25 protein-coding genes are annotated in these 26,671 nt (G+C 74.4%); 12 read left to right on the forward strand and 13 right to left on the reverse strand.

Annotation, left to right across the window (positions count from 1 at the left end; translation table 11 throughout):
• Positions 1-4: 4 nt before the first annotated feature.
• The 3 genes from ACWDYF_RS01490 (at position 5) to ACWDYF_RS01500 (ending at position 3,956) form a co-directional block, all read left to right on the forward strand.
• Positions 5-862 (forward strand): STM4011 family radical SAM protein, encoded by an 858-nt coding sequence (locus ACWDYF_RS01490; RefSeq protein WP_389464356.1) that lies wholly within the window; start codon positions 5-7, stop codon positions 860-862.
• Positions 863-991: 129 nt separating this feature from the next.
• Positions 992-3,058 carry a phosphocholine-specific phospholipase C gene (locus tag ACWDYF_RS01495; RefSeq protein WP_389464354.1) on the forward strand — a complete coding sequence of 689 codons (2,067 nt, stop codon included), beginning with the start codon at positions 992-994 and terminating at the stop codon, positions 3,056-3,058.
• Between the two features lie 52 nt (positions 3,059-3,110).
• Complete coding sequence (locus ACWDYF_RS01500; RefSeq protein WP_389464353.1) at positions 3,111-3,956, forward strand: phospholipid scramblase-related protein; 846 nt, start codon at positions 3,111-3,113, stop codon at positions 3,954-3,956.
• 38 nt (positions 3,957-3,994) lie between these two features.
• Here ACWDYF_RS01500 and ACWDYF_RS01505 read toward each other — a convergent pair whose 3' ends face one another.
• Complete coding sequence (locus tag ACWDYF_RS01505) at positions 3,995-5,164, reverse strand: DMT family protein (RefSeq protein ID WP_389464352.1); 1,170 nt, start codon at positions 5,162-5,164, stop codon at positions 3,995-3,997.
• On the reverse strand, positions 5,161-5,958 hold the full coding sequence (locus tag ACWDYF_RS01510) for a phosphatase PAP2 family protein (protein ID WP_381740295.1): 798 nt from the start codon (positions 5,956-5,958) through the stop codon (positions 5,161-5,163). The genes ACWDYF_RS01505 and ACWDYF_RS01510 overlap by 4 nt, the downstream gene beginning before the upstream one ends.
• Positions 5,959-6,208: 250 nt before the next feature.
• On the opposite strand from ACWDYF_RS01510, the gene ACWDYF_RS01515 reads away from it, so the two are divergent.
• Positions 6,209-6,826 (forward strand): TetR/AcrR family transcriptional regulator, encoded by a 618-nt coding sequence (locus tag ACWDYF_RS01515; protein WP_381740297.1) that lies wholly within the window; start codon positions 6,209-6,211, stop codon positions 6,824-6,826.
• 141 nt (positions 6,827-6,967) lie between these two features.
• On the opposite strand, the gene ACWDYF_RS01520 is transcribed toward ACWDYF_RS01515, so the two are convergent.
• Positions 6,968-8,209 carry a DUF2510 domain-containing protein gene (locus tag ACWDYF_RS01520; RefSeq protein WP_389464349.1) on the reverse strand — a complete coding sequence of 414 codons (1,242 nt, stop codon included), beginning with the start codon at positions 8,207-8,209 and terminating at the stop codon, positions 6,968-6,970.
• A gap of 197 nt (positions 8,210-8,406) precedes the next feature.
• On the opposite strand from ACWDYF_RS01520, the gene ACWDYF_RS01525 reads away from it, so the two are divergent.
• Positions 8,407-11,097: an ATP-binding protein gene (locus tag ACWDYF_RS01525; protein ID WP_018568675.1), complete on the forward strand. Its 2,691-nt coding sequence runs from the start codon at positions 8,407-8,409 to the stop codon at positions 11,095-11,097.
• A 71-nt stretch (positions 11,098-11,168) separates the two neighbouring features.
• On the opposite strand, the gene pcaDC is transcribed toward ACWDYF_RS01525, so the two are convergent.
• Genes pcaDC through ACWDYF_RS01560 form a run of 7 tightly spaced genes read right to left on the reverse strand, consistent with a single transcriptional unit; the run spans position 11,169 to position 17,682 of the window.
• Positions 11,169-12,317 (reverse strand): bifunctional 3-oxoadipate enol-lactonase/4-carboxymuconolactone decarboxylase PcaDC, encoded by a 1,149-nt coding sequence (gene pcaDC / locus ACWDYF_RS01530; protein ID WP_389464346.1) that lies wholly within the window; start codon positions 12,315-12,317, stop codon positions 11,169-11,171.
• The gene (pcaB, locus tag ACWDYF_RS01535) at positions 12,314-13,678 is read right to left on the reverse strand and encodes a 3-carboxy-cis,cis-muconate cycloisomerase (RefSeq protein WP_389464344.1); all 1,365 of its coding nucleotides are present in this window, start codon (positions 13,676-13,678) and stop codon (positions 12,314-12,316) included. Before pcaB ends, pcaDC begins: the two co-directional genes overlap by 4 nt.
• Entirely contained in the window at positions 13,675-14,289 is a 615-nt protein-coding gene (gene pcaG / locus ACWDYF_RS01540; RefSeq protein ID WP_389464342.1) for a protocatechuate 3,4-dioxygenase subunit alpha, read from the reverse strand. Before pcaG ends, pcaB begins: the two co-directional genes overlap by 4 nt.
• Before the next feature lie 6 nt (positions 14,290-14,295).
• Entirely contained in the window at positions 14,296-15,069 is a 774-nt protein-coding gene (gene pcaH, locus ACWDYF_RS01545; protein WP_389464341.1) for a protocatechuate 3,4-dioxygenase subunit beta, read from the reverse strand.
• A gap of 11 nt (positions 15,070-15,080) precedes the next feature.
• On the reverse strand, positions 15,081-16,286 hold the full coding sequence (locus ACWDYF_RS01550) for an acetyl-CoA C-acyltransferase (RefSeq protein ID WP_018568680.1): 1,206 nt from the start codon (positions 16,284-16,286) through the stop codon (positions 15,081-15,083).
• Positions 16,283-16,927 (reverse strand): CoA transferase subunit B, encoded by a 645-nt coding sequence (locus tag ACWDYF_RS01555; RefSeq protein WP_389464340.1) that lies wholly within the window; start codon positions 16,925-16,927, stop codon positions 16,283-16,285. The genes ACWDYF_RS01550 and ACWDYF_RS01555 overlap by 4 nt, the downstream gene beginning before the upstream one ends.
• Positions 16,927-17,682, reverse strand: a complete 756-nt coding sequence (locus tag ACWDYF_RS01560) for a CoA transferase subunit A (protein WP_389464339.1) — start codon at positions 17,680-17,682, stop codon at positions 16,927-16,929. The genes ACWDYF_RS01555 and ACWDYF_RS01560 overlap by 1 nt, the downstream gene beginning before the upstream one ends.
• Positions 17,683-18,005: 323 nt before the next feature.
• Here ACWDYF_RS01560 and ACWDYF_RS01565 point away from each other — a divergent pair, with 323 nt between their 5' ends.
• Together ACWDYF_RS01565 and ACWDYF_RS01570 are read left to right on the forward strand one after the other, a co-directional pair.
• Complete coding sequence (locus ACWDYF_RS01565; RefSeq protein ID WP_037889732.1) at positions 18,006-18,467, forward strand: MarR family winged helix-turn-helix transcriptional regulator; 462 nt, start codon at positions 18,006-18,008, stop codon at positions 18,465-18,467.
• Positions 18,468-18,487: 20 nt separating this feature from the next.
• Complete coding sequence (locus tag ACWDYF_RS01570; RefSeq protein WP_389464337.1) at positions 18,488-18,652, forward strand: hypothetical protein; 165 nt, start codon at positions 18,488-18,490, stop codon at positions 18,650-18,652.
• A 79-nt stretch (positions 18,653-18,731) separates the two neighbouring features.
• Here the strand turns inward: ACWDYF_RS01570 and ACWDYF_RS01575 are convergent, their stop codons facing one another.
• A complete protein-coding gene (locus ACWDYF_RS01575; protein ID WP_389464335.1) occupies positions 18,732-19,796 on the reverse strand; it encodes an ATP-dependent DNA ligase in 1,065 nt (354 codons plus the stop codon).
• A gap of 75 nt (positions 19,797-19,871) precedes the next feature.
• On the opposite strand from ACWDYF_RS01575, the gene ligD reads away from it, so the two are divergent.
• The 4 genes from ligD (at position 19,872) to ACWDYF_RS01595 (ending at position 24,029) form a co-directional block, all read left to right on the forward strand.
• Positions 19,872-20,903, forward strand: coding sequence for a non-homologous end-joining DNA ligase (ligD, locus tag ACWDYF_RS01580; RefSeq protein WP_018568685.1), 1,032 nt, complete (start codon positions 19,872-19,874; stop codon positions 20,901-20,903).
• A gap of 208 nt (positions 20,904-21,111) precedes the next feature.
• Positions 21,112-22,053, forward strand: coding sequence for an ornithine cyclodeaminase family protein (locus ACWDYF_RS01585; RefSeq protein ID WP_389464333.1), 942 nt, complete (start codon positions 21,112-21,114; stop codon positions 22,051-22,053).
• A 100-nt stretch (positions 22,054-22,153) separates the two neighbouring features.
• Complete coding sequence (locus ACWDYF_RS01590) at positions 22,154-23,206, forward strand: LacI family DNA-binding transcriptional regulator (protein ID WP_389464331.1); 1,053 nt, start codon at positions 22,154-22,156, stop codon at positions 23,204-23,206.
• Between the two features lie 103 nt (positions 23,207-23,309).
• Positions 23,310-24,029 (forward strand): Lsr2 family DNA-binding protein, encoded by a 720-nt coding sequence (locus ACWDYF_RS01595; RefSeq protein WP_389464329.1) that lies wholly within the window; start codon positions 23,310-23,312, stop codon positions 24,027-24,029.
• Between the two features lie 84 nt (positions 24,030-24,113).
• Here ACWDYF_RS01595 and ACWDYF_RS01600 read toward each other — a convergent pair whose 3' ends face one another.
• Positions 24,114-24,920 carry a VOC family protein gene (locus ACWDYF_RS01600; protein WP_389464327.1) on the reverse strand — a complete coding sequence of 269 codons (807 nt, stop codon included), beginning with the start codon at positions 24,918-24,920 and terminating at the stop codon, positions 24,114-24,116.
• 267 nt (positions 24,921-25,187) lie between these two features.
• Between ACWDYF_RS01600 and ACWDYF_RS01605 the strand changes: the two genes are divergently transcribed.
• A complete protein-coding gene (locus ACWDYF_RS01605) occupies positions 25,188-25,433 on the forward strand; it encodes a WhiB family transcriptional regulator (RefSeq protein ID WP_018568690.1) in 246 nt (81 codons plus the stop codon).
• 2 nt (positions 25,434-25,435) lie between these two features.
• Here ACWDYF_RS01605 and ACWDYF_RS01610 read toward each other — a convergent pair whose 3' ends face one another.
• Complete coding sequence (locus tag ACWDYF_RS01610; protein WP_381739317.1) at positions 25,436-26,410, reverse strand: acyl-ACP desaturase; 975 nt, start codon at positions 26,408-26,410, stop codon at positions 25,436-25,438.
• Positions 26,411-26,671: the final 261 nt, after the last annotated feature.

A 26,671-nucleotide genomic window follows, 5' to 3' on the forward strand; every position in this document is an offset into this window, starting at 1 on the left:
CGCCATGGATCTCACCCTCCTCTACCGAGGCCCCCTCGCCTCCTGCGACTACGACTGCCCGTACTGCCCGTTCGCCAAGCGGCGCGACAGCCGCGAGCAACTGCGCGCCGACCGCGCCGCCCTGGAACGGTTCGCCGACTGGGCCGCCGGGCAGGAAGGCGACCGGCTCTCCCTCCTGTTCACCCCCTGGGGCGAGGGCCTGGTGCGCTCCTGGTACCGGCGCACACTCGTCGAACTGTCCCGCCTGCCGCACATCCGGCGGGTGGCGATCCAGACCAACCTGAGCTGCCGCACCGACTGGCTCGCCGACGCCGACCCGGACACCCTGGCCCTGTGGTGCACCTACCACCCGGGCCAGACCCCGTACGACCGCTTCCTCGCCAAGTGCCGCGACCTGGCGGACCGTTCGATCCGGTTCAGCGTCGGCGTGGTCGGCCTGCCCGAGCACCTGCCCGAGGCCCGCCGCCTGCGCGCCGACCTGCCCGCGCACGTCTATCTGTGGATCAACGCCGCCGAGGGACACGTCTACGACGACACCGAGGCCGGCCGCTGGACCGCGATCGACCCGCTCTTCCCCTACAGCCGCCACCCGCACACCAGCGCCGGACTGCCCTGCCGCACCGGCGAGTCCGTCGTCTCCGTCGACGGCGAGGGCACCGTGCGCCGCTGCCACTTCGTCCGCGCCGCACTCGGCAACCTCTACGACGGCTCCTACCGGGCCGCGCTGCGCCCGCGCCCCTGCCCGCTCGCCGTCTGCGACTGCCACATCGGCTACGTCCACCTGGAGACCCTGCCGCTGTACGACGTGTTCGCGGGCGGCGTGCTGGAACGGATACCGGCCGCGCCCGCGGTGGTCCCGTAGCCCCGCGTACCACCGGCCTTCACACGGGTGACACCGCACCCTTCCCTCCCGTCCGATGCTCTTGGAACACTCGGCGCGCAGCACTCCGACTGTTCCGGCCATCCGCACACCAGGAGGAGAGGACCCCCCATGCCGTCACCCACCCCCGAGGTCAACCGGCGCCGCTTCCTTCAGATCGCGGGCGCCACCACGGCGTTCACCGCGCTCGGCAACAGCATCCAGCGCGCCGCCGCACTGCCCGCCCACCACCGCACCGGATCGGTCGAGGACGTCGAGCACATCGTCGTCCTCATGCAGGAGAACCGGTCCTTCGACCACTACTTCGGCACCCTGCGGGGTGTGCGCGGCTTCGGCGACCCGCGCCCGGTCACCCTGCCCGGAGGCAAGCCGGTCTGGTACCAGAAGGACGCCGCGGGCCGGGAGATCCTGCCCTTCCGCCCCGACGCCGACGACCTCGGCCTCGCCTTCGTCCAGGACCTCCCGCACGGCTGGAACGACGGCCACGCCGCCCACGCCCGGGGCCGCTACGACCGCTGGGTGCCCACCAAGGGCAGTACGACGATGGCGTACCTGACCCGCCAGGACATCCCCTTCCACCACGCGCTCGCCGACGCCTTCACCGTCTGCGACGCCTACCACTGCTCGCTGATCGGCTCCACCGACCCCAACCGCTACTACATGTGGACGGGATACACCGGCAACGACGGCAAGGGCGGCGGCCCGGTCATCGGCAACGACGAGGCGGGCTACAGCTGGACGACCTACCCCGAGCGGCTGGAGCGGGCCGGGGTCTCCTGGAAGATCTACCAGGACATCGGCGACGGACTCGACGCCGGCGGCGGCTGGGGCTGGATCCAGGACGCCTACCGGGGCAACTACGGCGACAACTCGCTGCTGTACTTCGACCAGTACCGCAACGCCCGGCCCGGCGACCCGCTCTACGACAAGGCCCGCACCGGCACCGACGCGAGCCGGGGCGAGGGCTTCTTCGACCGGCTGCGGGCCGACGTCAAGGGCGGCCGGCTGCCCCAGATATCGTGGGTCGTCGCCCCCGAGGCGTTCACCGAGCACCCCAACTGGCCCGCCAACTACGGCGCCTGGTACATCTCCCAGGTCCTGGACGCGCTCACCGGCGATCCGCAGGTGTGGGCGAGAACCGCCCTGTTCATCACCTACGACGAGAACGACGGCTTCTTCGACCACCTCGTGCCGCCCTTCCCGCCGGACTCGGCCGACCAGGGACTGTCCACCGTCGACCCGGGCGCGGACCTGTTCAAGGGCGGCGCCGGTCAGGTCGCCGGTCCCTACGGGCTCGGCCAGCGGGTGCCGATGCTCGTCGTCTCGCCCTGGAGCAAGGGCGGGTTCGTCTGCTCCGAGACCTTCGACCACACCTCGATCATCCGGTTCATGGAGCGCCGCTTCGGGGTGCGCGAGCCGAACATCTCGCCCTGGCGGCGGGCGGTCTGCGGCGATCTGACGGCCGCGTTCGACTTCTCCCGCGCGGACAGCCGCCCGGTCTCCCTGCCGGACACCTCCGGGTACGCGCCGCCGGACCGCGACCGCCACCCCGACTACGTCCCGGTGCCGCCCGCCCAGGGCGCCCTGCCCCGCCAGGAACCCGGCAGCCGGCCCGCCCGTCCGCTCAAGTACGCCCCCGTGGTGGACGGTTCGGCGGACCCGGCGGCCGGGAAGTTCACCCTGTCCTTCGCCTCCGGAGCGCAGGCCGGGGCCGCCTTCCTGATCACCTCGGGCAACCGCACCGACGGCCCCTGGACGTACACCACCGAGGCGGGCAAGACCGTCTCCGACACCTGGAACTCGGCCTACTCCGGTGGCTCGTACGACCTGACCGTGCACGGGCCCAACGGCTTCCTGCGCACCTTCCGCGGCCCCGGCCGCACGGCGGGCCCGGAGGTCACCGCGGGCTACGCGGGCGACGACGTGGAGCTCACCTTCACGCACCGGGGGACGGGCACGGCACGGCTCAGGGTGAGCGTCGGCTACGGCGGCCGGCCGGTGGAGGTCGCGGTGAAGGCGGGGGCCACGGTGCGCCACCGGTTCGCACTCGCCGCGAGCCGCCGCTGGTACGACCTGACGGTCACCTCCGCGGCCGACCCGTCCTTCGTGCGGAGGTTCGCCGGGCATGTCGAGAACGGCCTTCCCGGAGTGAGCGACCCCGCGATCGCGGCCGGCTGACCGGCCTCCGCGCGGCGGTTGCTTTCCGGCCGGCTCGCGGTAGTGTGCCCCGGTGACCACGCATTCGAACACACCTGCAGGCTGGTACCCGGACCCCCACGGGGCGGCGCAGACGCTGCGCTACTGGGACGGCGCGCAGTGGACCGAGCACACCCACGCCGCCCAGCAGGCTCCCGCCGTCCAGCAGGTGCCGCCGCAGGCCCAGTCGCCCGCGGCGGCCCCGCAGGCCGGGTTCGACCCGCGCGTGCAGCAGCAGGTGCGGGAGGAGGCCGGTGTCGCGTCCGGCAACGTCGGCGGGGGCACGCTGTTCAGCGAGCCGGTCCTCGTGGTGAACCAGAAGGCCAAGCTGATCGAGCTGACCAACGAGTACGAGGTCTTCGACCAGAACGGCAACCGGCTCGGCGTCGTCACCGAGATCGGCCAGAGCGCCCTGCGCAAGGTCGTGCGGTTCGTCTCCAGCATCGACCAGTTCATGACGCACCGGCTGGAGATCCGGGACGCCTACGGGCAGCCGCAGCTGGTGCTGACCCGGCCCGCGAAGTTCCTCAAGTCGCGGGTGATCGTCTCCCGCCCGGACGGCTCGCAGGTCGGCGAGATCGTCCAGCAGAACGTCTTCGGCAAGATCAACTTCGCGATGAACGCGAACGGGCAGCAGGTCGGCGCCATCAAGGCGGAGAACTGGCGGGCCTGGAACTTCGCGATCGTCGACCACGCCGACAGCGAGGTCGCCCGGATCACCAAGACCTGGGAGGGCCTGGCCAAGACGATGTTCACGACGGCCGACAACTACGTCCTCCAGATCCACTACCAGCTGCCCGAGCCGCTGCTGAGCCTCGTGGTGGCGACGGCGCTGACCGTGGACACGGCGCTCAAGCAGGACGCGCGCGGCCTGGGCTGACACGCCCCGGCGGAGGGCCCGCAGCGCGCCCGGAGCTTTCAGAGCTTGGTGAGGCGGTCCGGCCCGGACCGGCGGGAGCGGCGCGTCCGGCGCCGCACGCGCAGCGCCGGTTCCCGGGCGGCCGACCCGGCTTCCAGGGCCAGCACAGCGGCCACGGGGTGCTCCTCGTGGCCGCTGCCTTGTACGGGCGTGCGCGCGGGCGCGGGGACGGTCTCCCGTACCGGCGGCGCTCCGGGTGCGGGTGCGGGCGCCGGTACGGCGGCGAGCGCGGGCGATGCCCCGGCCCCGGCGTCCGGCACGAGTCCGGCCGCCCCGGCAGCGGCACCGGTCCCGGTGTCGGCCGCCGTCGCGAGCCCCCGCCCCCCGTCCGCCGTGGCCGGTTCCGTACGCGACGGGGTCGCCCGGGTCAGTTCGACGACGCCCCAGGCGGCGAGCGCCGCACCGGCCAGGGCGAGCAGCACCCCGCGCACCCCGCCCTGGAGCCCCTGCCCGAGCAGGGTGAGGCCGATCACAGCGGCGGCCACCGGATTGGCCAGCGTGACCACGGCCAGCGGCGCGCCCAGACCGCCCCGGTACGCGGTCTGCGAGAGCAGCAGCCCGCCCGTCGCGAACGCCGCGACCAGCAGCGCCACCACGATCACCCGCGCGCTCAGCAGCGGTCCGGTGTGGTCCGTGGCGGCCACGGTCACCGTCTGGGTGAGCGCCGAGGCGACTCCCGAGGCCAGGCCGGAGGCGGTCGCGTGCCGCAGGCCCGGCCGGGCGCCGGGCCGGGACAGCACACCGATGAGGACGGCCGTGGTGCCCGCCACCGCCAGCGCCTCGGCCGGGCTCAGCACCTGCTCGGGCGCGGGCCCGGACGCGGCGACCAGCAGCGCGGCGAGACCGAGCAGCGTGCAGGCCGTGCCGCGCCACTCGGCGGCGGCGACCTTCCGCCCGGCCAGCCGCGCGCCCATCGGCACGGCGGCCACGAGGGTGAGCGCGCCGAGCGGCTGGACCACGGTCAGCGGCCCGTACTTCAGGGCCACCACGTGCAGCAGCGCCGCCGATCCGTTCAGCGCCACCGCTCCCCACCAGGCGCCGCGGCGCAGCAGCGCGAGCGCGCCGGTGGCGGCCGCCCGCGCGGCGAGCCGCTCCTGGGCGACCGCGGCGGCGGCGTAGGCGACGGCCGAGAAGAGCGAGAGGACCAGGGCGAGCAGGGCGGCGCTCATCGGACGGCCCCCACGAGCGTGCCGTCCTCGGCCGGTACGGGCCGGCCGGGGCCGCGTGCCACGACGAGCGTCCGGCCGCTCGGCCGCGGCAGGAGGGCGAGGGCCAGGGCGAGCAGCGCCGTGGCGACGATCGCGTCGAGCCAGTAGTGGTTGGCGGTGCCCACGATCACCAGCAGGGTCAGCAGCGGGTGCAGCAGCCACAGCCAGCGCCGGCGGGACCGGGTGGCGGCGACCAGGGCGAGGGCCACCATCAGCGCCCAGCCGAAGTGCAGCGAGGGCATGGCCGCGAACTGGTTCGACAGATGGTCCGTCCTGGGCGGCCCGTACACCGAGGGCCCGTACACGTGCGCGGTGTCGATCAGGCCGGTGGCGGCGAGCATGCGCGGCGGGGCGAGCGGGAACGCCAGGTGCAGCACCAGGGCGGCGGCGGTCAGCGCGGCGAGGACGCGGCGGGTCCACAGGTAGTGCGCCGGGCGGCGCAGATACAGCCAGACCAGCAGTCCGACGGTGGCCGGGAAGTGCACGGTCGCGTAATAGGTGTTCGCCACGCGCACCAGGGTGTCGCCGTGCAGCAGCAGCGACTGGACGGCGCCCTCGCCGGGCAGGTGCAGCGCCCGTTCCAGGTGCCACACGTGGTCCGCGTTGCGGAAGGCCTCGCCGGTGTGGTCGGCGGCCAGCTGGCGGCCGAGCTTGTAGACGAGGAACAGCCCCGCGACGAGCAGCAGCTCGCGCACGAGCGCGGGCCGCGCGGGCCTCGCGGGTGCCGCGGCGGCGCCCTCGGTTCGGGATGTCATGCCCCGGCCCCTTCGCGTCCGTGTGTGCGTGTGTGGTGAGTGGGTGCGTCCCGGTAGGGGCGAGCCGCCCGTACCCGTAGCATCGATACGACATCGTACCGATACGCCAGTGTACCGATACGATGGTGTACCGGTACACTGGCGTATCGATTGAGGCTTCTCACACACGGCTGAGGTCTCTCACGCCGGACATGAACCACACTGGAGAGCGGCTGGAGCCGCGCTGGAGCCACGAGCGAGGAGAAGAGCGATGACGTCGCAGGCCGCGGACGGACCTGACACGGTCGTCGCCTCGCGCCGCTCCAAGATCACGCCCGAGCGTGAGCAGGAGTTCTTCGACGCCGTCCTCGAACAGGTCCGCGAGTGCGGGTACGACGCCGTGACCATGGAGGGTGTCGCCGCCACCACCCGGTGCAGCAAGTCCACGCTCTACCGGCAGTGGAAGAACAAGCCGCAGTTCGTGGTGGCCGCCCTGCGCGCCAACCGGCGCAGCCGCTTCGGCGGGATCGATACCGGCTCGCTGGCCGAGGACCTGCGCCGGGCCGCGCGGGCGGCGGGGGAGTGGTCGGGCAAGGACACCCGGTTGCTCCAGGCGCTCGGGCACGCCATCATGCAGGACCCGGAGCTGAAGCAGGCGCTGCGCGAGGCCGTCGTGGAGCCGGAGATCGCCGCGCTGCGCGAGATCCTGCGCCGTGGCGTCGAACGCGGCGAGGTGGCCCCGGACAACCCGGCGCTGGCCTATGTGCCCGCGCAGATGTTCGGCGTCGTACGCATCCGGCCCGTCATCGACGGGACCTACGCCGACCCGGACTACCTCGTCCGGTTCGTCGAGGCCGCCGTGCTGCCCGCACTCGGCCTCGATCCCTGACCCAGGCCGCCGTCCACGGGATGACCGGACGACGGCCTGCACGCGCCGCACCGTGGGGACGGGGGCGGCGCGCTCCCGGCCGGGCGGCCCCTCTTGAGCGGAGAGGGAGCCCGCCCGGCCGGCAAAGCGGGACGCGCGGCGTCAGGCGCTCTGGCCGCTGCCGCCGCCCGAGGACACCTTGATGCCCTTGGTGATGTCGTCCAGCAGCGACTGCGGCTGGTCGGCGTCCACCCCGAAGCGCACCACGACCAACTGGCCCGGCCGCGCCGGGGACGGGAAGACCAGGGACTCGACGATCCCGTCCGCGCCCTTGCTCGTGACCGCCTTCCAGCGCACCAGGTAGCCCTTCTGGCCGGCCACGGTCACCGCCTTGGAGGCGAGCACCTGGTGCGAGGTCACAGCCCCGTAGGTCGTCCCGCCGTACGACTCCTTCACATTGGCCTCGATGTCGGCCTTGGCGACCTCCTCGGGCGTGCTGCCCGCGGTGCGCAGCGCCGCGGCGGGCACCGAGTAGGCGCCGCCCTTGGTGCAGGACTTCGAGGTGTCGCCGGGGCACTTGTAGCCGCTGTCGGAGGTGAGCTGGGCGCCCACGCCGATCTGCTGGCCGTACCAGCCGTCCGGGACGGGCAGGCTGATGCCGTTGACCGGGTCGGCCACCGAACCGCTGCGGATCTTCGGCGCCTCGGCACCGCCCCCGGACCCGTCCGGGTCACCGGATCCACCGGAACCGCCCGAGCCGCCCGGCCCGCCGGAACCGCCCGAGCCGCCGAGACCCCCGGAGCCGCCGAGGCCCCCGGAGCCGTCCGACCCGCCCGAGCCGCCGGGACCGCCGCCGAACGGGCCGCCCCGGCCGCCGGAGCCCTCCCGGTCCCCGGGGCCGCGCTGCCCGCCGGGACCCTGCTGGGACCCGGCGCGGCTGCTGCCGCCGTCGTCCTTGCTCAGCGCGTACACGCCGACCCCGATGCTCGCCAGCACCGCGGCCGTCACCGCGACGGCTATGCCGGTCCGCAGCCCGCGCCGCGAACGGGCCGGCGGCTGCGCCGGGTACCCGGGATAGCCCGGATGCACCGGATACCCGGGCTGCACCGGCGCCCCCGGCTGTCCCGGCTGCTCCGGCAGTCCCTGCGGACCGGGCTGCCCCGGCTGTCCGGCGTACGGCGGCCCGCCCGCGTCGTCCCGGGGCTCCGGGGACGGCGGCCGCACCGGCTGCTCCGGGGGCACCGGACCGGCGGCCGGGTGCGCCGGCGGACCCCACGCGGCGGCCGGACCGGCCGGGCGGACCCGGTCCGTCCACGCCTTGCCGTCCCACCAGCGCTCGGTGGCGGGACCGTCATTCGTCTGGCCCGGGTCGGGGTACCACCCGGGAGGAGTCACCTGCGTCATGCCCCCACCGTATGAGGCGTCCGTGAAAGCGGTATGAGAGGGACCCGTTGCGGCCCGGTTCCGCCGCCGCGGCCGGGGCCGCGCACGGCACCCGTCACCCGTCACGGCAAGAGGTGGCCCGACCGGGCTCCGCTCGGGCGGCCCGGCCGCTAGGCTCGGCATTCGTACGTCGTTCGGGCGACTTGGGAGGTAGCGGGATGACGGAGGTACGGCCGGGACCGGCCGCCTCGGACTCCCTGTGGGAGCGCGACGAGGAAGTCACCGCCATCCTCCGCGCGGTGGAGGCCCTGTGCTCCGACCGCGCGTCCCACGGAGAACTGCTGGTGCTCCAGGGCGAGGCCGGGCTGGGCAAGACCACCCTGCTCGCCCGCACCCGCCGCATCGCCGAGGCACGCGGCTGCACCGTCTGGTCGGCGCGCGGCGGCGAGGTCCTGCGCTCCGTCCCCTTCAACGTGGTGCGCCAACTGCTCCAGCCCGCACTGCTGTCGCTCATGCCCGAGGAGGCCCGCGAGTACCTGGGCGAGTGGTACGGCATCGCCGGGCCCGCCCTCGGCATAGCGGAACCCGGCGGCGGACAGGCCGACCCGCGGAGCGTGTGCGAGGGACTGGTCGCCGCGGTGAGCCGGCTGGCCGGGCGGGACTGGCCGCTCGTGCTGATGATCGACGACGTCCACTGGGCCGACGAGGAGAGCCTGCGCTGGCTCGCCGCCTTCGCCGGACGCCTCACCGAGCTGTCCGTGCTCCTCGTCGTGACCCGCCGCCCCGGCGAAGTGAGCGGCGACAGCGCCCAGTTGCTGGAGGCGGTCGCGGCCGCCGCAGGGGTCCGCACCCTCAGCTGCCTCTCCCCGGAGGCCACCGCCGCGCTCACCCGCAGCACGCTCGGCGCGCACGCCGACGGCCCGTTCTGCCGCGAGGTGTGGGCGGTCACCGACGGCAACCCCTACGACACCGTCGAACTCCTCGCCAAGGTCCGCGACAGCGAGCTGGACCCGGTCGAGGCGCACGCGGGCGAACTGCGCGACCTGAACCGCTCCGCCCGCGGCGGCGGCCTCGTCGCCCGCCTGGAGGAACTCGGCATCGACGCCACCCGGTTCGCGTGGGCCGCCGCCATCCTGGGCACCGACATCTCCGTCCAGCTGGTCGCCCGGCTCGCGACCATGAACCGCGACGACGCCGCGCGCTGCGCCGAACTGCTGCGCGAGGCCCGTATCCTCACCGAGCCCGATCCGGCCACCGCGGGCGCAGGCGAAGGCGACCTGGAGTTCGTGCACCCGCTCATCGCCACCGCCGTCTACAGCTCGATCCCGGACGCGCTGCGCACCGCCATGCACGGCATCGCGGCCCAAGTCGTCACCGACTCCGGTCTCGGCGCCGCGGCCGCCTCCCGGCATCTGCTCCAGGTCCACCCGGACGACGACGAGGAACTCGTCGACCAGTTGCGGCAGGCCGCCCGCGAACACCTCGCCGTCGGCGCCCCGGAGGCCGCCCGCCGCTGCCTGGAGCGGGCCCTGCTGGAACCGCCCACTCCCGAGGTGCACGCGCGCGTGCTGTACGAACTGGGCTGCGCCACCCTGCTCACCGCTCCCGCCACCACCATCGACCACCTCCAACTGGCGCTGAGCATGCCCGGCCTGGACGGCACCACCCGCGTGGACGCCGTCTGGCGGCTGTCCCAGGCACTGCTGCACAACAACCAGCTGGAGGACGCCGTCCGCACGGTCGAGGCCGAGGCCGCCCGGCACCCGCCGGGCCCCGTGCGGCTGCGCCTCCAGGCCGTCCAGTTCATGTGGGAGGGCCTGCACACCGGCGAGACCATCACCCCCGACCGCTCCGAACGGCTGGCCGAACTCGCCGCCGGCTGCACCGGACGCGACAACTCCGAGCGCGCCCTGCTGATCCTGCGCGGCTTCGACGCCATGGCGCGCGGCGAGAACGCCGAGGAGGTCGCGGAGCTGTGCGACCGCGCCCTCGTCAACGGCCGTCTCGCTCCCGGACTCGGCTGGACCGACACCGAGTGGGGCATCGAACTGCTGCTGATGCTCGCCAGCGCCTACGCCTACAGCGACCGCCTGGACCGCGCCGAAGCCCTCTACAACGAAGCGCTGCGCGCCTACGAGAACGCGCACTGGAGCGGCGGCCACCTGGCCCTCGCGTACGCCTACGTGGGCCTCGGCCACCGCAGGCGCGGCCGGTTGCGCGAGGCGGAGCAGGCCCTGCGCGAGTCGCTGGCCATCGCCGAACGGGTCGGCCGCGGGCTGCCGTTGTACTGGACCGCCACCTGCAACCTGGTGGACACCCTGCTCGCCCGCGGCCATGTCGAGGAGGCCTGGGAGATCGCGGAGCGGTACGGCTTCGCGCCGCCCTACCCGGCCACCATCGTCATCCCGGACCCGCGCAGCGTCCGCGGCCGGCTGCTGCTCGCCGCGGGCCGCACCAAGGAGGGCGTGGCCGAACTGGAGGCCGCCGAGCAGGCCGCCGCCGTGCGCGGCCACCACAATCCGGTCATGGTGCCCTGGGCGGCGGATCTGGCCCGTGCCCTCGCCGTGGAGGACCCGGCCCGTGCCGCGCGGCTCGCCTCCGACGTGCGCCGCCAGGCCGAGCGGTTCGGCACCGACACCGCCATAGGGGAGGCGCTGCGCTGCGCCGCCGCGCTGGAGACCGGCCCGCGGGCGGTCGCCCTCGCCGCCCAGGCCGTCACCTTTCTGGAGGCGTCGCCCTGCCAGTACGAACACGCCGCCGCCCGCGTCGAGCACGGCATCGCCGCCGGGTCGGCGGCCGAGCTGCGGCGCGGTCTGGCACTGGCCCGGTCCTGCGGCGCGGACGGCCTGGCGGACCGCGCCCGCGCGGCACTGGAGTCGAACGGATTCCCGCTGGAGGACACGGACTGAGCGGGCCCGCTCGCCCGCCGCGAACTGCCGGTCTCCCGGACCCGGCGACGGACCCGTGCCCGGCGGCGGCCTCAGCCCGCTCCCGGCCCGTCCGTCTCGCCCGGCCCGCCCGCGTCCGGCTCCTCCGCCAGCACCCGCTGGGCCACCGCGAACGCCGAGTTGGCCGCGGGCACCCCGCAGTACACCGCGCTCTGGAGGAGCACCGCGCCGATCTCCTCGGGGGTCAGCCCGTTGCGGCGGGCCGCGCGGACGTGCATCGCCAGCTCGTCGTGATGGCCGTGGGCGACCAGCGCGGTCATGGTGATCATGCTGCGTTCGCGCCGGGTGAGCGTGGGGTCGGTCCAGATCTCGCCCCAGGCATAACGGGAGATCAAGTCCTGGAAGCGGGCCGTGAACGGGGTCTGCCGGGCCTGCGCGCGGTCCACGTGCGCGTCGCCCAGCACCTCGCGCCGTACCCGCATGCCCTGCCGGGCGGGGCCGTCCAGTTGCGTGCGCAGCGCGCTCAGCACGGCCCCGGGGCACTGCGCGGGCGCCAGGTGCGAGGCGCCCGGGATCTCGACGAGGGCCGCGCCGGGCACCGCGTCGGCGATCTCCCGCAGGTGCGCGGGCGGTGTCGCCGGGTCCCGGCGGCCCGCGATCAGCAGCGTGGGCGTGCGGATGTCGCGGAGCCTGCCGGTGAGGTCGAAGGCGGCCAGCGCGTCGCAGCAGGCGGCGTACGCCTCCGGGTCGGCCTCCCGGTGGTCGCGGATCAGCTCGGGCACGGTGAAGTCACCGGCGAACCAGCGGGATCCGGCGCTCGCGGCCAGGTCGGCGAGCCCTTCCCGGCGCACCAGCGCGGCCCGCTGCCGCCATGCCCGCTCCCCGCCGAAGTGGGCCGAGGAGCAGATCACCGCCAGGGACGTCAGCCGCTCGGGGTGGTACACGGCGAGATGCAGCCCCACGGCGCCGCCCAGGGACACCCCCGCGTACGCGAACCGTTCCAGGCCGAGCGTGTCCGCCAGCTCCAGGACCAGCGCGGCGAGGTCGGCCACGGTCGCGCCCGGACCGATGAGACCGGCCGCCGAACCGCCGTGTCCGGGCAGGTCCCAGCGGACCACCCGGTGGGAGGCGGCCAGTTCCGGGGCGACCCGGTCCCACAGCGCCGAGGAGGTGCCCAGGGAGGGGCCGAGCAGCAGGGCGGGTGCCGTGGCGGGGCCTTCGGCACGGTGGTGCACGGTCAACGTCGCTCCAGAGCACGGTCGGTGAGGGGTCCGGCGCAGCCGGTGTAACGGGTGGGGTCGGTCGGGCCCGCCAGGTCGGTGTCCCGCAACTCCGGCACCTCGGCGAGGAGTCCGGCGAGCGGGCGGTCCTCGGCGTAGGCACGGCGGGCCAGTTCGGTGAGGAGTTCCCGGGCGCGGGCGCGGCCGAGCACCCCGGACAGTTCGGCCGACAGCCGCTCGGAGACGATCAGTCCGTGGGTGAGGCCGAGGTGCGCGCGCATCGCACCGGTGTCCACCCGCAGCCCCTCGGCCAGCTCCGCCGCGTCGCGGGCCGCACCGCCCACCAGCCGCAGCAGATCGCGCAGCGGCTCCCACTCGGCGTGCCAGGCGCCCGCGGGGCGCTCGTCCTCGGCGGCCATGGACGCGTACAGCGTGGCCGCGAGCTGCGGGGCGCGCCGGGCGGCGGCGGCGATCAGAGTGGAGCGCACCGGGTTCGCCTTGTGCGGCATCGCGGAGGAGCCGCCGCCGCTGCCCTCGGCCAGTTCGGCGATCTCGGTGCGGCACAGCGTCAGCACGTCGGCGGCCGTCTTGCCCAGGGCGCCCGCCGTGAAGGCGAGGCAGCCGGCCAGGTCGGCGACCGGGGTGCGCAGGGTGTGCCAGGGCAGCAGCGGGGCGCGCAGCCCGAGTTCGCGGGCGTACGCCGCCACCAGCGCGGCCGGGTCCTCGGAGCCGTAGGCCGCGAACGCCGCCAAGGTGCCCGCCGCGCCGCCCAGTTGCACCGGCAGCGCGTCCCGTACCCGCGCGACGCGGTCCCGGGCGTCCAGGACGAGCGCGCGCCAGCCGGCCGCCTTCAGCCCGAACGTGGTCGGCACGGCGTGCTGGGTCAGCGTCCGGCCGGGCAGCACGGTGTCGCGGTGCGCGGCGGCCGTCCGGGCGAGGGCGGCCTCGGTGCGGGCCAGGTCGGCGAGGACCAGGTCCAGCGTGCGCACGGCGACCAGCATGGCGGCCGTGTCCATGATGTCCTGGCTGGTCGCGCCCCGGTGCACGCAGGCGCCGTACTCCTCGCCCGCCGCCTCGGTCACCGCCGCGGTCAGGTCGGCGGCCAGCGGGATCACGGGATTGCCGCCGCCGCGGGCGCGTTCGGCCAGCGCCCTCAGGTCGAAGCGGGCCGGGTCGGCCGCCCGGGTCACCGCCTCGGCCGCGCCCTCGGGGACGAGGCCGAGCGCGGCCTGCGCCCGGGTGAGCGCGGCCTCCGCCTCCAGCAGCGCGCTCAGGAAGGCGGCGTCGCCGGTCGCCGCCGCGGCGGCGGAACCGGTCCAGCCGGGCGCGAGCAGCCCGGCCTCGGCGCGGGTGCTGTCGGGCCGTGGTGCGGATGGTGTCACCGGAACTCCAGGAAGACCGTCTCGCCCTCGCCCTGAAGGCGGATGTCGAAACGGTATGCCCCGCTGTCCTCGCGCGCCGCGACCAGCGTGGCGCGCCGTTCCTCGTCCAGCCGGGAGAGCAGCGGATCGGCGGCCAGGGCGGCGTCGTCGCCGGGCAGGTAGATCCGGGTGAACAGGTGGACGAGCAGACCGCGCGCGAAGACGCAGACGCTCAGGTACGGGGCGTGGCCCCCGCGGGCGCCGGGCCGCAGGGTGCGCACGTACCAGTGGCCGTCCGCGTCGGTCTGGATCCGGCCGAAGCCGGTGAACTCCACGCCGTTGCGGCCGAGGAAGCCGCCGGAGGCGGGGTCGCGCCGCATCGAGCCGTCCACGGCGAGTATGCGCCCGTCCGGGTCCGGGCCCCAGGTCTCGATCAGCGCGTCGGGCAGCGGACGGCCCTCGCCGTCCGTCACGTACCCGTGCACGGTGACGGTGTCAGGGTGGCCGTGGGGCGCGACGTCCTCGCCGCCGGGGAAGGGCAGTGCGTAGCCGTAGAAGGGGCCCACGGTGTGCGACGGGGTGGGCGCCGCGCCCCCGGGACCCTCGGGGAGGCCGGTGTCGGTCGTCGTCATGGCAGCTCAGCGCCCTTCTTCGAGCCAGGTGGCGGCGGGGCCGTCGAGCACGATGTCCCAGCGGTAGCCGAGGGAGAACTCCGGTACCGACAGGCTGTGGTCATAGGCGGCGATCAGCCGCTGCCGGGCGGCGTCGTCCGTCACGGACTGAAGGATCGGGTCGTACGGGAAGAGCGGGTCGTTCGGGAAGTACATCTGCGTCACCAGACGCTGGGTGAAGGCCGCGCCGAAGACGGAGAAGTGGATGTGCGCGGGCCGCCAGGCGTTGAGGTGGTTGCGCCACGGATAGGGGCCGGGCTGGATCGTCGTGAAGCGGTAGCGGCCGTCGGCGTCGGTCAGGGTGCGGCCGACGCCGGTGAAGTTCGGGTCGAGCGGGGCGTCGTGCTGCTCGCGCCGATGGGCGTAGCGGCCCGCGGAGTTGGCCTGCCAGATCTCGATGAGCTGCCCGCGCACCGGGCGTCCGGCGCGGTCCAGGAGCCGGCCCGAGACGGTGATGCGCTCGCCGACCGGCTCCCCGGTGTGCTGCCGGGTGAGGTCGTTGTCGGTCTCGGTGAGGTCCCGCTCGCCGAAGGCGGGCGAGGTCAGCTCGACCAGTTCCGGGTCCTTGGCGGTGTCGATGGCGACCAGCGGCCGCTTCGGGTGCCGCAGCACGGAGGAGCGGTAGGGCGCGTAGTCGCGGCGCGGGTGGTGCTCGACGGGGGCGCCCTGGGCGAGCCGCTTCTCGTACGCGGCGTGCTCGGCCGCGATCTCCTGGTCGATGTCCTGCTGGGTGAGGGTCATGGGGCGGTCTCCTAGCGTTCCAGGACGAGGGCGAGGCCCTGTCCGACGCCGATGCAGAGGGTGGCTATGCCGGTGCCCGAGCCCTTGCGGGCGAGCTGGTGGGCGACGGTGCCGGCGAGCCGGGCGCCGGAGGCGCCGAGCGGGTGGCCGAGGGCGATGGCGCCGCCCTGCGGGTTGAGGACGGCCGGGTCGAGCGCGGGCCACTCGGCGAGGCAGCCGAGCACCTGCGCGGCGAACGCCTCGTTGAGTTCGAGGACGTCCAGGTCGTCGAAGCTCCTCCCGGCCCTGGCCAGGGCGCGCCGGACGGCCTCGACGGGGGCGAGCCCGAAGTAGTGCGGGTCGGTGGCGCAGACGCCGGTGGCCGAGATCCGGGCCAGCGGCTCGCGGCCGGTGGCCCGCAGGCCCTCCTCGTCGGTCAGCAGCAGGGCGGCGGCGCCGTCGTTCAGCGGGGAGGCGTTGCCCGCGGTGACCGTGCCGCCTTCCGTGCGGAACGCCGGTCTCAGGGCGGCCAGCGCCGCCGGGGAGGTGTCCGGCCGTACGGACTCGTCGGCGGCGAACACCACCGGCTCGCCCTTGCGCCGGGGCAGCGTGAGCGGCGCCAGCTCGGCGTCGAACAGCCCGGCCCGCTGCGCGGCGGCGGCCTTGCGCTGGCTGTCCAGGGCGAACTCGTCCTGCTGTGCGCGGCTGATCGCGTGCTTGTCGGCGATCAGTTCGGCGGACTCGCCCAGCGGGACCGTCCACTGCGGCTCCATCCGCGGGTTGACCATCCGCCAGCCCAGCGTGGTCGAGTACAGCTCGGTGTGCCCGGCCGGGAAGGGGCGGTCCGCCTTGGGCAGCACATAGGGGGCGCGGGTCATGGACTCGACCCCGCCCGCCACGACGACGGAGGCGTCCCCGACGGCGACGGCGCGGGCCGCCTGGACCACCGCCTCAAGACCGGAGGCGCACAGCCGGTTGACGGTCACGCCGGGCACGGAGGTGGGCAGTCCGGCGAGCAGGGCGGCCATGCGGCCGACGTTGCGGTTCTCCTCGCCCGCGCCGTTGGCGTTGCCGAGGTACACGTCCTCGATCCGGGCCGGGTCCAGGCCGGGGGTGCGGGCGAGGAGCGCGCGCAGGGCGTGCGCGGCCAGGTCGTCCGGGCGCACCTCGGCCAGGGCGCCGCCGTAGCGGCCGAAGGGGGTGCGGACGGCGTCGACGACATAGACGGTCCTGGTCATCGCGGCGCTCCCGGGACACGGACCTCGGCGTCGGTCCTGGCGGTGATCTCCTCGGCGGTGACCCCGGGCGCGGTCTCGGTCAGGACGAGTCCGTCGCCGGTGACGTCCAGGACGCCGAGGTCGGTGACGATCCGGTCGACGCAGGCCGCGCCGGTCAGCGGCAGCGTGCACCGCTCGACGATCTTCGGGGAGCCGTCCTTGGCGGTGTGGGTCATCACGACGACGACCGTGCGGGCGCCGTGCACCAGGTCCATCGCCCCGCCGATCCCGGTGATCATCTTGCCGGGGACCGCCCAGTTGGCCAGGTCGCCGCCCGCGGACACCTGCATGGCGCCGAGCACGGCCACGTCGATGTGCCCGCCGCGGATCATCGCGAAGGACAGCGCCGAGTCGAAGAAGGAGGCGCCCGGCAGCACCGTGACGGTCTCCTTGCCGGCGTTGATCAGGTCCGGGTCGACGGCGTCCTCGGCGGGGTAGGGGCCGGTGCCCAGGATGCCGTTCTCCGACTCCAGCACCACCTCGACGCCCGGCGGCAGGTGGTTCGGGATGAGCGTCGGCAGCCCGATGCCGAGGTTCACGTACTGGCCGTCGCGCAGCTCGCGCGCCGCACGGGCGGCCATCTCCTCACGGGTCCAGGCCATCAGGCACTCACCGTCCGCTTCTCGATCCGCTTGTCGGCGGCCTGCTCGGCGGTGAGCGCGACCACGCGCTGCACGAAGATCCCGGGCAGGTGCACCGCGTCCGGGTCCAGCTCGCCCGGCTCGACCAGTTCCTCGACCTCCGCGACGGTCACCCTGCCCGCCATGGCCGCCAGCGGGTTGAAGTTGCGGGCGGACCTGGCGAACACCAGGTTCCCGTGCCGGTCGCCGCGGGCGGCGCGGACCAGCGCGAAGTCGGTGCGGATGCCGCGCTCCAGGACGTAGGAGGCGCCGTCGAAGTCGCGGACCTCCTTCGGCGGCGAGGCGAGCGCGACGCCGCCCTGTCCGTCGTAGCGCCAGGGCAGTCCGCCGTCGGCGACCTGGGTGCCGACACCGGCGGGGGTGTAGAAGGCCGGGATCCCGGCGCCGCCGGCCCGCAGCCGCTCGGCCAGCGTGCCCTGCGGGATCAGCTCCACCTCCAGCTCGCCGGACAGGTACTGGCGGGCGAACTCCTTGTTGGCGCCGATGTAGGAGCCGGTCACCCGGGCGATCCGGCCGGCCGCGAGGAGCACGGCGAGGCCGGAGTCCAGTGCGCCGCAGTTGTTCGAGACGACCGACAGGGCGCCGCTCCCGCGCTCGTACAGCGCCTGGATCAGCACGTTCGGCACACCGCTGAGCCCGAATCCGCCCACCGCCAGCGAGGCGCCGTCGCCCACGTCGGCCACCGCCTGGGCGGCGGTGGGGACCACCTTGTCCATCGAAACACGCCTCGTCTCTGCCGGGGCCCTGCCGTCCGGTGCCGCGGATGGTCGCCGCAGACGGGCGTCACAGGTGGTCCGGAGATAGTCAGGGCACTGAGTATTTCCGCGAGCGGCCCTCACGCTGCCACCGTCATCGGAGACCGTCAAGGGTTCTGACCAGTGGTTCACATCATCCGCGTGTCGCAGGACCGGACGGTGGCTCGATGGAGATACTGTTCAGTGCACCTACAGACCGGGCGAGCGCCACGCGCCCGCGCGAACCGGCGAGAACCGTGCGAGAACTGCGAGAACTGCGAAAACTGCGAGAACGAGGAGCGCTCATGGCCGCGGTGGACCTGACGACCCACCCCGGGCACCTGGCCCGGCGCCTCCAGCAGGCCCACTACCTGCTGTGGAACACGATGGTCTCCGAGGAGATCACCTCACCGCAGTTCGCCGTGCTCAACGCGCTGGTCGCCGAGCCCGGACTCGACCAGCGCACCGTGGGGGAGCGGGTCGGGCTCGACCGCTCCACCATCGCCGAGGTCGTCAGCCGTCTCGAACGCCGCGGTCTGCTCGGCAAGGTCCGCGACCCCGGGGACGGCCGCCGCTTCCTGCTCCGGCCGACCGCGGAGGGCGAGCGCACCCACCGCAGGCTCACCGTGCGCACGGCCCGGATGAACCAGGTCTTCCTGGGCCCGCTCAGCCCCGCCGAGCAGACCCAGTTCTTCGACCTGATCCGGCGCGTCGCGGACGCCGCCGAGGGCCTGCGCAACCCGGTGGAACCCGCCGCCCGCGCCTGAAGGGCAAGCGTGGCGTCCGGGTGGGGGACGCCCCCGACCCCGTGATCGGGGAGCCGACCGACGACGGCTTCCTGCCCCACCTCACCGACGACGATCCGCTCGGCACCGACGACGACCCGCTCCGCGTCGGCGACTTCGCCGCCCACCAGCAGGACGGCGCGCTGGAGATCCTCATGACGCCCTGATCCGGCGGAGATCCTCATGACGTCCTGACCCGGCGGACATGACATCCGGCGCCCCGGCGGAGCGGGAGACCGGCCCGCGTCAGGGGCCGAGGATCCGCGCCAGGTCGTAGCGGACGGGCTCCTCCAGTTGGGCGTACGTGCAGCTTTCCGGGGCCCGGTCCGGACGCCAGCGGCGAAAGCGCGCCGTGTGCCGGAACCGCGCCCCGTTCTCCATGTGGTCGTACGCCACCTCGGCCACCCGCTCCGGCCGCAGCGGCACCCACGACAGGTCCTTGCGGCCCGACCAGCGGCTCGGCGCGCCCGGCAGCCGGGCCGACTCGTGCGCCGCCTCCTCGGACCACGCGGCCCACGGATGCCCGGACGGATCGTCCATGCGCAACGGCGCCAGTTCCCCGACCAGTTCGGCGCGGCGCTGCATCGGGAACGCCGCCGCCACCCCCACGTGCTGGAGGACGCCCCGGCCGTCGTAGAGCCCGAGCAGCAGCGAGCCCACGACCGGGCCGCTCTTGTGCAGGCGGTAACCGGCCACCACCACGTCCGCCGTCCGCTCGTGCTTGATCTTGAACATGGCCCGCTGGTCCTGGAGGTAGGGCAGCCCCGGCGGCTTGGCGATCACCCCGTCGAGCCCCGCCCCCTCGTACTGCTCGAACCACTGCCGGGCCACCTCGGCGTCCGTCGTCGCCGGCGCCACGTGCACCGGCGCCCCCGCCCCCGCGAGCGCCCGCTCCAGCAGCGCCCGCCGGTCCGCCAGCGGCACGTCGAGCAGGGCCTCGGCGTCCAGCGCCAGCAGGTCGAACGCCACGAAGGAGGCCGGGGTCCGCTCGGCCAGCGTGCGCACCCGGGAGTCGGCCGGATGGATCCGCTCGGTCAGCGCGTCGAAGTCGAGCCGCCCCTCGCGCGCGATCACGATCTCCCCGTCCAGCACGCACCGCTCGGGCAGCCGCTCCCGGAACGCCCCGACCAGCTCCGGGAAGTACCTGGTCAGCGGCTTGCCCGTACGGCTGCCCAGCTCCACCTCGGACCCGTCGCGGAACACGATGGCCCGGAACCCGTCCCACTTCGCCTCGTAGTGCATCCCCGGCGGGATGCGCGCCACCGGCTTGGCGAGCATGGGCTTCACGGGCGGCATCACGGGCAGCTCCATGGCTGCGATTGTGCGCGCGGAACGCGCCTTTCGCCCGGTGTGCGAGGTGTGCGGGGTACGCCTACCGTGGCTCGCATGGGCGAAGCGGTGGAACTCGACGTGGCCGGCCGGACCGTACGGCTGTCCAGCCCGGACAAGGTGTTCTTCCCGGAGCACGGGTACACCAAGCTGGACGTCGCCCGGTACTACCAGGCGGTCGCGCCCGGCATCCTGCGCGCCCTGCGCGAACGGCCCACCACCCTGGAGCGCTACCCGGACGGCATCGACGGCGAGTGGTTCTACCAGAAGCGCGCGCCCCGCGGCATGCCCGACTGGATCCCGACCGCCCACATCACCTTCCCCAGCGGCCGCAGCGCCGACGAGATGTGCCCCACCGAGCAGGCGGCGGTGGTCTGGGCGGCCCAGTACGGCACCCTCACCTTCCACCCCTGGCCGGTCCGGCGCGACGACGTCGAGCACCCCGACGAACTGCGCATCGACCTCGACCCGCAGCCCGGCACCGACTACACCGACGCCGTCCGCGCCGCCGGTGAACTGCGCGCCGTCCTCGACGAGTTCGGCGGCCTGCACGGCTGGCCCAAGACCTCCGGCGGACGCGGACTGCATGTCTTCGTGCCCATCGAGCCGCGCTGGACCTTCACCCAGGTGCGGCGGGCCGCCATCGCGGTGGGCCGGGAGCTGGAGCGCCGCATGCCGGAGCAGGTCACCACCAAGTGGTGGAAGGAGGAGCGCGGCGCGCGCATCTTCGTCGACTACAACCAGACCGCCCGCGACCGCACCATCGCCTCCGCCTACTCGGTACGCCCACGCCCGCACGCCCCCGTCTCGGCGCCGCTGCGCTGGGAGGAGGTGCCCACGGCCCGCCCGCGCGACTTCGACATCACCACGATGCCCGCCCGCTTCGCCGAGGCCGGTGACGTGCACGCCGACATGGACGACCACGCCTACGCGCTGGACGCCCTGCTCGACCTGGCCGCGCGCGACGAACGCGACCACGGGCTGGGCGATCTGCCGTATCCGCCCGAGTACCCGAAGATGCCGGGGGAGCCGAAGCGGGTGCAGCCGAGCCGGGCCAGGGCCGCCGGGCAGGACCCCGCCGCCTCCTGAGCCGGACGGGGAGCGGCTCTTGAGCCGGGGCCGGGAGCGGCCCTTGAGCCGGGCCGGGAACGGCTCTTGGGCCGGGCCGGGAGCACCTTGCGAGCCGGGGCGGGACAGCAGGCGGGCACCGCCCGCGGAGCACGGCGTACGACGGGAGACGGGACCGGGACCGGAACCCGGCAGACGCGCCGCGCCCGCACCGGCGGATCATGGGCGGGTGACCCTTCTGCTCACCCGCCGCGACCTCGAAGCCGTCCTGGACCCCGCCGACTGCGTCGACGCCCTGCGCGAGGGCTTCCGCCGCGCCCCGCACACCACGGTCCCCGGACAGCGGATCCGCACCGACCTGCCCTTCCCCGGGACGGCCACCGCCCTGATCCCCGGACTGCTGCCGGGCATCGACGCCTACACCGTCAAGGTCAACGCCAAGTTCCCCGGCGCGCGCCCCGCTCTGCGCGGGGTGATCTGCCTGCACAGCGGCCGGGACGGTGAACTGCTCGCCCTGCTGGACTCCGCCACCGTCACCGCCCGGCGCACCGGCACGGCCGCCGCCCTGGGCACCCATCTGCTGGCCGCGCCCGGGGACGACACGGTCCTCGGTGTGGTGGGCGCGGGCGCCCAGGCCGAGGCGACCGTACGCGCCCTGGACACCCTGCGTCCCCGCCGGGACCTGGTCGTCCACGACCTGGACCCCGGCCGCGCGGCCGAGTTCGCCGCGCGGCACGGCGGCCGGGTGCTGTCCTCCGCCGCCGAGGTCGCAGCCCGCGCCAGGACCGTCGTCCTGGCCACCTGGTCCCGGCAGCCGCTGCTGGGCCTCGCCGACATCCGGGAGGGCACCCACCTGACCAGCCTGGGCAGCGACGAGCCGGGCAAGCGGGAACTGGCCGCCGATCTGCTGCGCGCCGCCGTGCTCGTGGTCGACGACCGCGAACTGGCCGCCGCCATGGGCGTGCTGGCCGCGGCGTCCCTGCCCGCCTCGGCCGCCGACGCCACCCTCGGCGAGGTGCTGGACGGCACGCGTCCCGGGCGGCCCGACGCCGCGGCCCGTACCGTCTACGCGCCGGTCGGGCTGCCCTGGCAGGATCTGGCGGTCGCCTGGTCCGCGTACCGGCGCGCCGGGGAACTGGGGGTCGGACGGCATGTCGACCTCCTCGGCTGAGAGCGGCCTTCCGCGGCCCGGCACCGGCCGGGAAAGCGCTCTCACCACGGGCGGACCAGCGGGCTATCCTGATCCGCAGCCGCCTGTGAGGAGTCCCGAAGTGAGCGAGACCGCGCCGCGTCCCACGCTGGAGGCGGTGGCCGCGCGGGCGGGGGTGTCACGGGCCACCGTGTCCCGGGTGGTCAACGGCGGGGACGGCGTGCGCGAACCGCTCGCCGCACGGGTGCGCCGGGCCGTGGACGAACTCGGCTACGTGCCCAACCAGGCGGCCCGCAGCCTGGTGACCAAGCGGCACGACGCCGTCGCCGTCGTCATCGCCGAACCGGAGACCCGGGTCTTCGCCGACCCCTTCTTCGCCCGTCAACTGCGCGGCATCAGCAAGGAACTGACGGCCCACGACACCCAGCTCGTGCTGCTGCTCACCGAGGGCCGCGAGGACCACGCCCGGGTCGGGCGCTATCTGGCGGGCGGCCATGTCGACGGCGCGCTGGTCTTCTCCCTCCACCTCGACGACCCGCTGCCCGCGCTGATCCAGCGCGCCGGGGTGCCGACCGTGTTCGGCGGGCGGCCCGGCTGGAGCGACGGCGTGCGCGAGGCGGCCTACGTCGACACCGACAACCGGGGCGGCGCCCGGACGGCCGTACGGCACCTGGCCGGGCTCGGCCGTCGGCGGATCGCCCACATCTGCGGGCCGCTGGACCAGACCTCGGCGGCGGACCGGCTCGAAGGCTACCGGGACGTCATGGACGGCGGCGATCCCCGGCTGATCGCGGAGAGCGACTTCACGCCCGCCGGGGGCGAGCGCGCCCTCGGTGAACTCCTGGACCGGGTGCCCGATCTCGACGCCGTCTTCGCCGCGAACGACCTCACCGCCTCCGGCGCGCTGCGCGTGCTGCGCGCCCGCGGACTGCGGGTGCCCGAGGACGTCGCCGTCGTCGGCTTCGACGACATGCTCCCGCTGGCCGAACAGACCGACCCGCCCCTGACGACGGTCCGCCAGGACATCGAAGGGATGGGCCGCCTGATGGCCCGCCTGCTGCTGCGCGGCCCCGACACCGCCCCGCCCGGCCCCACCGGGGGCACCGGGGGCACCGGGGGCACCGGACGCAGTCTCGTCCTGCCGACGGAGCTGATCCGCCGGGCGTCCGCGTAGCGCACCCCGGCCGTACCCGCACCGCTTCCCGGCCGCACCGCTGCGGCCCCGGCCGGCCACCGCCATCGGGCTCGATGTCAGTGGCTCCGCATACGGTTCCCCCATGAGCGGCATGCCGGAGCACGACGTGGGAGACGTACGACAGGCGTGGGGCCGGGTGACCGGATGGCTGGAGCAGCACGCTCCGGCCGTCTTCGCCGCCCTCGGCGGCCCGGGAAGCGCGACGGCCGTCAGGGCCACCGAGACGCGCATGGGCTTGGTGTTCCCCACGGAGATGCGGCAGTGGCTGCTGGCGAACGACATCGATGCCGGTAGGCGGCCTGATCCCGGATCGCCTCTGGTGGCGCTGGGATGCGGAGGAGTCCTCCCCGGCGGCGGACTGCTCCTCGGCCTCACGGACATCGAGCGTGTCCACCTCCACAGAACGGCCATGGCGGAGCGGGAGCCGTCCGCGGACCCCGACCACCCGTCATGGCGCCGGGAGTGGGTGCCGGTCGCCGCGGAGAGCGACGGCTTCTACGGGAGCTTCCTGGACACGCGCACGGGGACGGTCGGTTCCTGGACCGAAGGTGCCTTCCCCCGCGACGCCGAACACGCCTCGTTGACCGCCTTCTTCCAGGCCGTGGCCGACGATCTGGAAGGGCGCGGCGCAGAAGGGACGGCAGGGCGCCGTGTGCCCGATGGCGGTGCGCAGGCCGAGGCGATACGCCTTTGGGCCCGCGCGAACGGCTACCTCGTCAACGATCGCGGGCGCATTCCCGCAACCATCCGCGAGGCATACGAGGCATACGAGGCATACGAGGCACACGAGGCATCGCGGTGAGCGGCTCCCTTCCCTTCGGCACCCCGGTTCTTCCCTTCGGCACCCCGGCTCCGAAGCCGCCCGCCGCACGTCCGGATCGCCTGGCTACCCCGGTTGCCCCGGTTGCCGTCGCGGTGCCGGTTCGAGGATCGCGAAGCGGGCGCCGGACGGATCGGTGAGCCGGGCGACGCGGCCGACGTCCGCGACCTCGGTGACCGGCAGGTGGATCCCGCCGCCCAGCTCCACGGCGCGGGCCTCGGCGGCGTCGGCGTCCGCGACGGCGAAGTACGGCAGCCAGTACGGCCCGGTCCGGGCCGCCACCGGATCGTCGCCGAGCGGGACGACACCGCCGAACATGGCGTCCTGGCCGCCACCGGCGGGGTTGAGGCAGGTGTAGGTGCCCTCGGGGAGGGGGGCCGCCGAGGTCTCCAGGCCGAGTACCCGGTGGTAGAAGGCGGCCGCCGCCGCCAGGTCGGGGGTGTACAGCTCCACCCAGCACAGCGAGCCGGGCTCCCCGGCCGCGTCGAGCCCCTGGCGCCGCTCCGGCTGCCAGAGGCCGAACGGCGCCCCGGCGCGGTCGGCGAGAAGGGCCGTGTGCCCCTGGCCCAGTACGTCCACCGGCGCGGCCAGCACCCTGCCGTGCGCCTGCTCGGCGGCCCGCGCGGTCCCCGCCGCGTCGGCACAGCGGAAGTACACGGTCCAGGCGGACGGCCCCCCATCCGCCGGGGCGGGCATCGAACCGGCCGTGATCCGGCCGTCGAGCAGGAAGAAGCCGTAGCCGCCGGCGTCGGGTCCGGCCGACCGGAACTCCCAGCCGAAGAGCCCGCCGTAGAAGGAACGGGCGGCGCCGGGATCGGGCACGGTGACGTCGGTCCAGTTCGGAGCGCCGTCGGCGAAACGGGTGGTGAGCATCGTCGCCCTCCTTCGAAGGGACGCGTGGTCCGCTCCACCGAGTCTCGCACCGCCCCCGGACGACCGCCGCCGAAGCGCCGCCGCTCCATGCGCCGCCGCTCCGCGCGCCGCCGTGCGCGGCGGCTGTCCGGGAGGCCATCATCGGAAGGTGCCGGAAGGCACCGGAAGGCGTCAGAAGGCGCCGGGGGAGGGCGGCGGAAGCCGCCTGCCATCGGCGTTGACCGCGCGTTGATCGAACGTTTTTCGCCGTCCGGCACGATCTCGCCCATGCACATCGAAACGATCACACCGGCCGACCCCGCCTGGCAGGCCCAGGCCCTGTGCGCGCAGACCGGGGCGGAGTTCTTCTTCCCGGAACCGGGCAGCTCCGTGCGCGAGGCCAAGCGCATCTGCGCGCTGTGCGAGATGCGCCCGGCCTGCCTGGAGTACGCGCTGGCCAACGACGAGCGCTTCGGCGTCTGGGGCGGCCTGTCCGAGAAGGAACGGCAGAACCTGCGCCGCAGGGCGCAGTAGGGTCAGCCGCCGGCCCGCGCCGCCAGCCGCGCCTTGCGCGCCGCCAGCTTCTCGTCGAACTTGGCGGCCTCCGTGTTCAGGCCGCCCATGAACAGGCCCAGCTCCTCCTGCGCGCGCAGCCCCTCGGGGCCGAGACCGCCGATCTCCATGATCTTCAGAAAGCGCAGCACGGGCTGGAGCACGTCGTCGTGGTGGATGCGCAGGTTGTAGACCTCGCCGATGGCCATCTGGGCCGCCGCCCGCTCGAAGCCCGGGATGCCGTGGCCCGGCATGCGGAAGTCGACCACGACGTCCCGCACCGCCCGCATCGTGAGGTCGGGGGCGATCTCGAAGGCCGCCTTGAGCAGATTGCGGTAGAAGATCATGTGCAGGTTCTCGTCGGCCGCGATGCGCGCGAGCATGCGGTCGCAGACCGGGTCGCCCGACTGGTGGCCGGTGTTGCGGTGCGAGATCCGGGTGGCCAGCTCCTGGAAGGCGACATAGGCCACCGAGTGCAGCATCGAGTGGCTGTTGTCGGACTCGAAGCCCTCGCTCATGTGCGACATCCGGAACCGCTCCAGCTGGTCCGGGTCGACCGCGCGCGAGGTCAGCAGGTAGTCGCGCATCACGATGCCGTGCCTGCCCTCCTCCGCGGTCCAGCGGTGCACCCAGGTCCCCCAGGCGCCGTCGCGGCCGAAGAGCGTGGCGATCTCGTGGTGGTAGCTGGGCAGGTTGTCCTCGGTCAGCAGATTGACGACGAGGGCGATCCGGCCGATCTCCGTGACCTTCGACTGCTCCTTCTCCCACGCCTCGCCGTCCTCGAAGATGCCGGGGAAGTTCCGGCCGTCGCTCCAGGGGACGTACTCGTGCGGCATCCAGTCCTTGGCGACCCGCAGATGCCGGTCGAGTTCCTTCTCGACCACCTCTTCCAGCGCGAAGAGCAGCCGCGCGTCGGTCCAGGCGGACGAACTGCCGAGGTGCGAGGAGGTGATCGTCAAGGGAACTCCAAGGGGACGCGCGCGCGGGCGGGGCCGGCGGGTGCATGCGGGAACAGAGCGCACGGCGACGTGCGGGGGGACAGCTCGATGTACGCGGGAACCGGCGAGCGGTGCCGGATCCGTGAACCTACGGGATCGTAGGCTACGAGACCGTAGGTTACGAAGCCGTAGGTTAAGGGCGTCGTAAAGATCACTGATCAGGCCGCACGCCCGAGGGAAGCGGCGGGTGCGGGACGGCTCCGGGACCCGCAGGTCCCGGAG

This window comes from Streptomyces sp. NPDC003284 (genome assembly GCF_053589675.1).

Coding starts and splice junctions, on each gene's coding strand:
- pcaH (WP_389464341.1), bottom strand. CDS start 15,069: ATGACCCTCACCCAGCAGGACATCGACCAGGAGATCGCGGCCGAGCAC.
- ACWDYF_RS01550 (WP_018568680.1), bottom strand. CDS start 16,286: ATGACCAGGACCGTCTATGTCGTCGACGCCGTCCGCACCCCCTTCGGC.
- ACWDYF_RS01605 (WP_018568690.1), top strand. CDS start 25,188: ATGCACATCGAAACGATCACACCGGCCGACCCCGCCTGGCAGGCCCAG.
- ACWDYF_RS01555 (WP_389464340.1), bottom strand. CDS start 16,927: ATGGCCTGGACCCGTGAGGAGATGGCCGCCCGTGCGGCGCGCGAGCTG.
- ACWDYF_RS01520 (WP_389464349.1), bottom strand. CDS start 8,209: ATGACGCAGGTGACTCCTCCCGGGTGGTACCCCGACCCGGGCCAGACG.
- ACWDYF_RS01510 (WP_381740295.1), bottom strand. CDS start 5,958: ATGACATCCCGAACCGAGGGCGCCGCCGCGGCACCCGCGAGGCCCGCG.
- ACWDYF_RS01505 (WP_389464352.1), bottom strand. CDS start 5,164: ATGAGCGCCGCCCTGCTCGCCCTGGTCCTCTCGCTCTTCTCGGCCGTC.
- ACWDYF_RS01565 (WP_037889732.1), top strand. CDS start 18,006: ATGGCCGCGGTGGACCTGACGACCCACCCCGGGCACCTGGCCCGGCGC.
- ACWDYF_RS01600 (WP_389464327.1), bottom strand. CDS start 24,920: ATGCTCACCACCCGTTTCGCCGACGGCGCTCCGAACTGGACCGACGTC.
- pcaG (WP_389464342.1), bottom strand. CDS start 14,289: ATGACGACGACCGACACCGGCCTCCCCGAGGGTCCCGGGGGCGCGGCG.
- ACWDYF_RS01490 (WP_389464356.1), top strand. CDS start 5: ATGGATCTCACCCTCCTCTACCGAGGCCCCCTCGCCTCCTGCGACTAC.
- ligD (WP_018568685.1), top strand. CDS start 19,872: ATGGGCGAAGCGGTGGAACTCGACGTGGCCGGCCGGACCGTACGGCTG.
- ACWDYF_RS01575 (WP_389464335.1), bottom strand. CDS start 19,796: ATGGAGCTGCCCGTGATGCCGCCCGTGAAGCCCATGCTCGCCAAGCCG.
- ACWDYF_RS01495 (WP_389464354.1), top strand. CDS start 992: ATGCCGTCACCCACCCCCGAGGTCAACCGGCGCCGCTTCCTTCAGATC.
- ACWDYF_RS01525 (WP_018568675.1), top strand. CDS start 8,407: ATGACGGAGGTACGGCCGGGACCGGCCGCCTCGGACTCCCTGTGGGAG.
- ACWDYF_RS01515 (WP_381740297.1), top strand. CDS start 6,209: ATGACGTCGCAGGCCGCGGACGGACCTGACACGGTCGTCGCCTCGCGC.
- ACWDYF_RS01560 (WP_389464339.1), bottom strand. CDS start 17,682: ATGGACAAGGTGGTCCCCACCGCCGCCCAGGCGGTGGCCGACGTGGGC.
- ACWDYF_RS01595 (WP_389464329.1), top strand. CDS start 23,310: ATGAGCGGCATGCCGGAGCACGACGTGGGAGACGTACGACAGGCGTGG.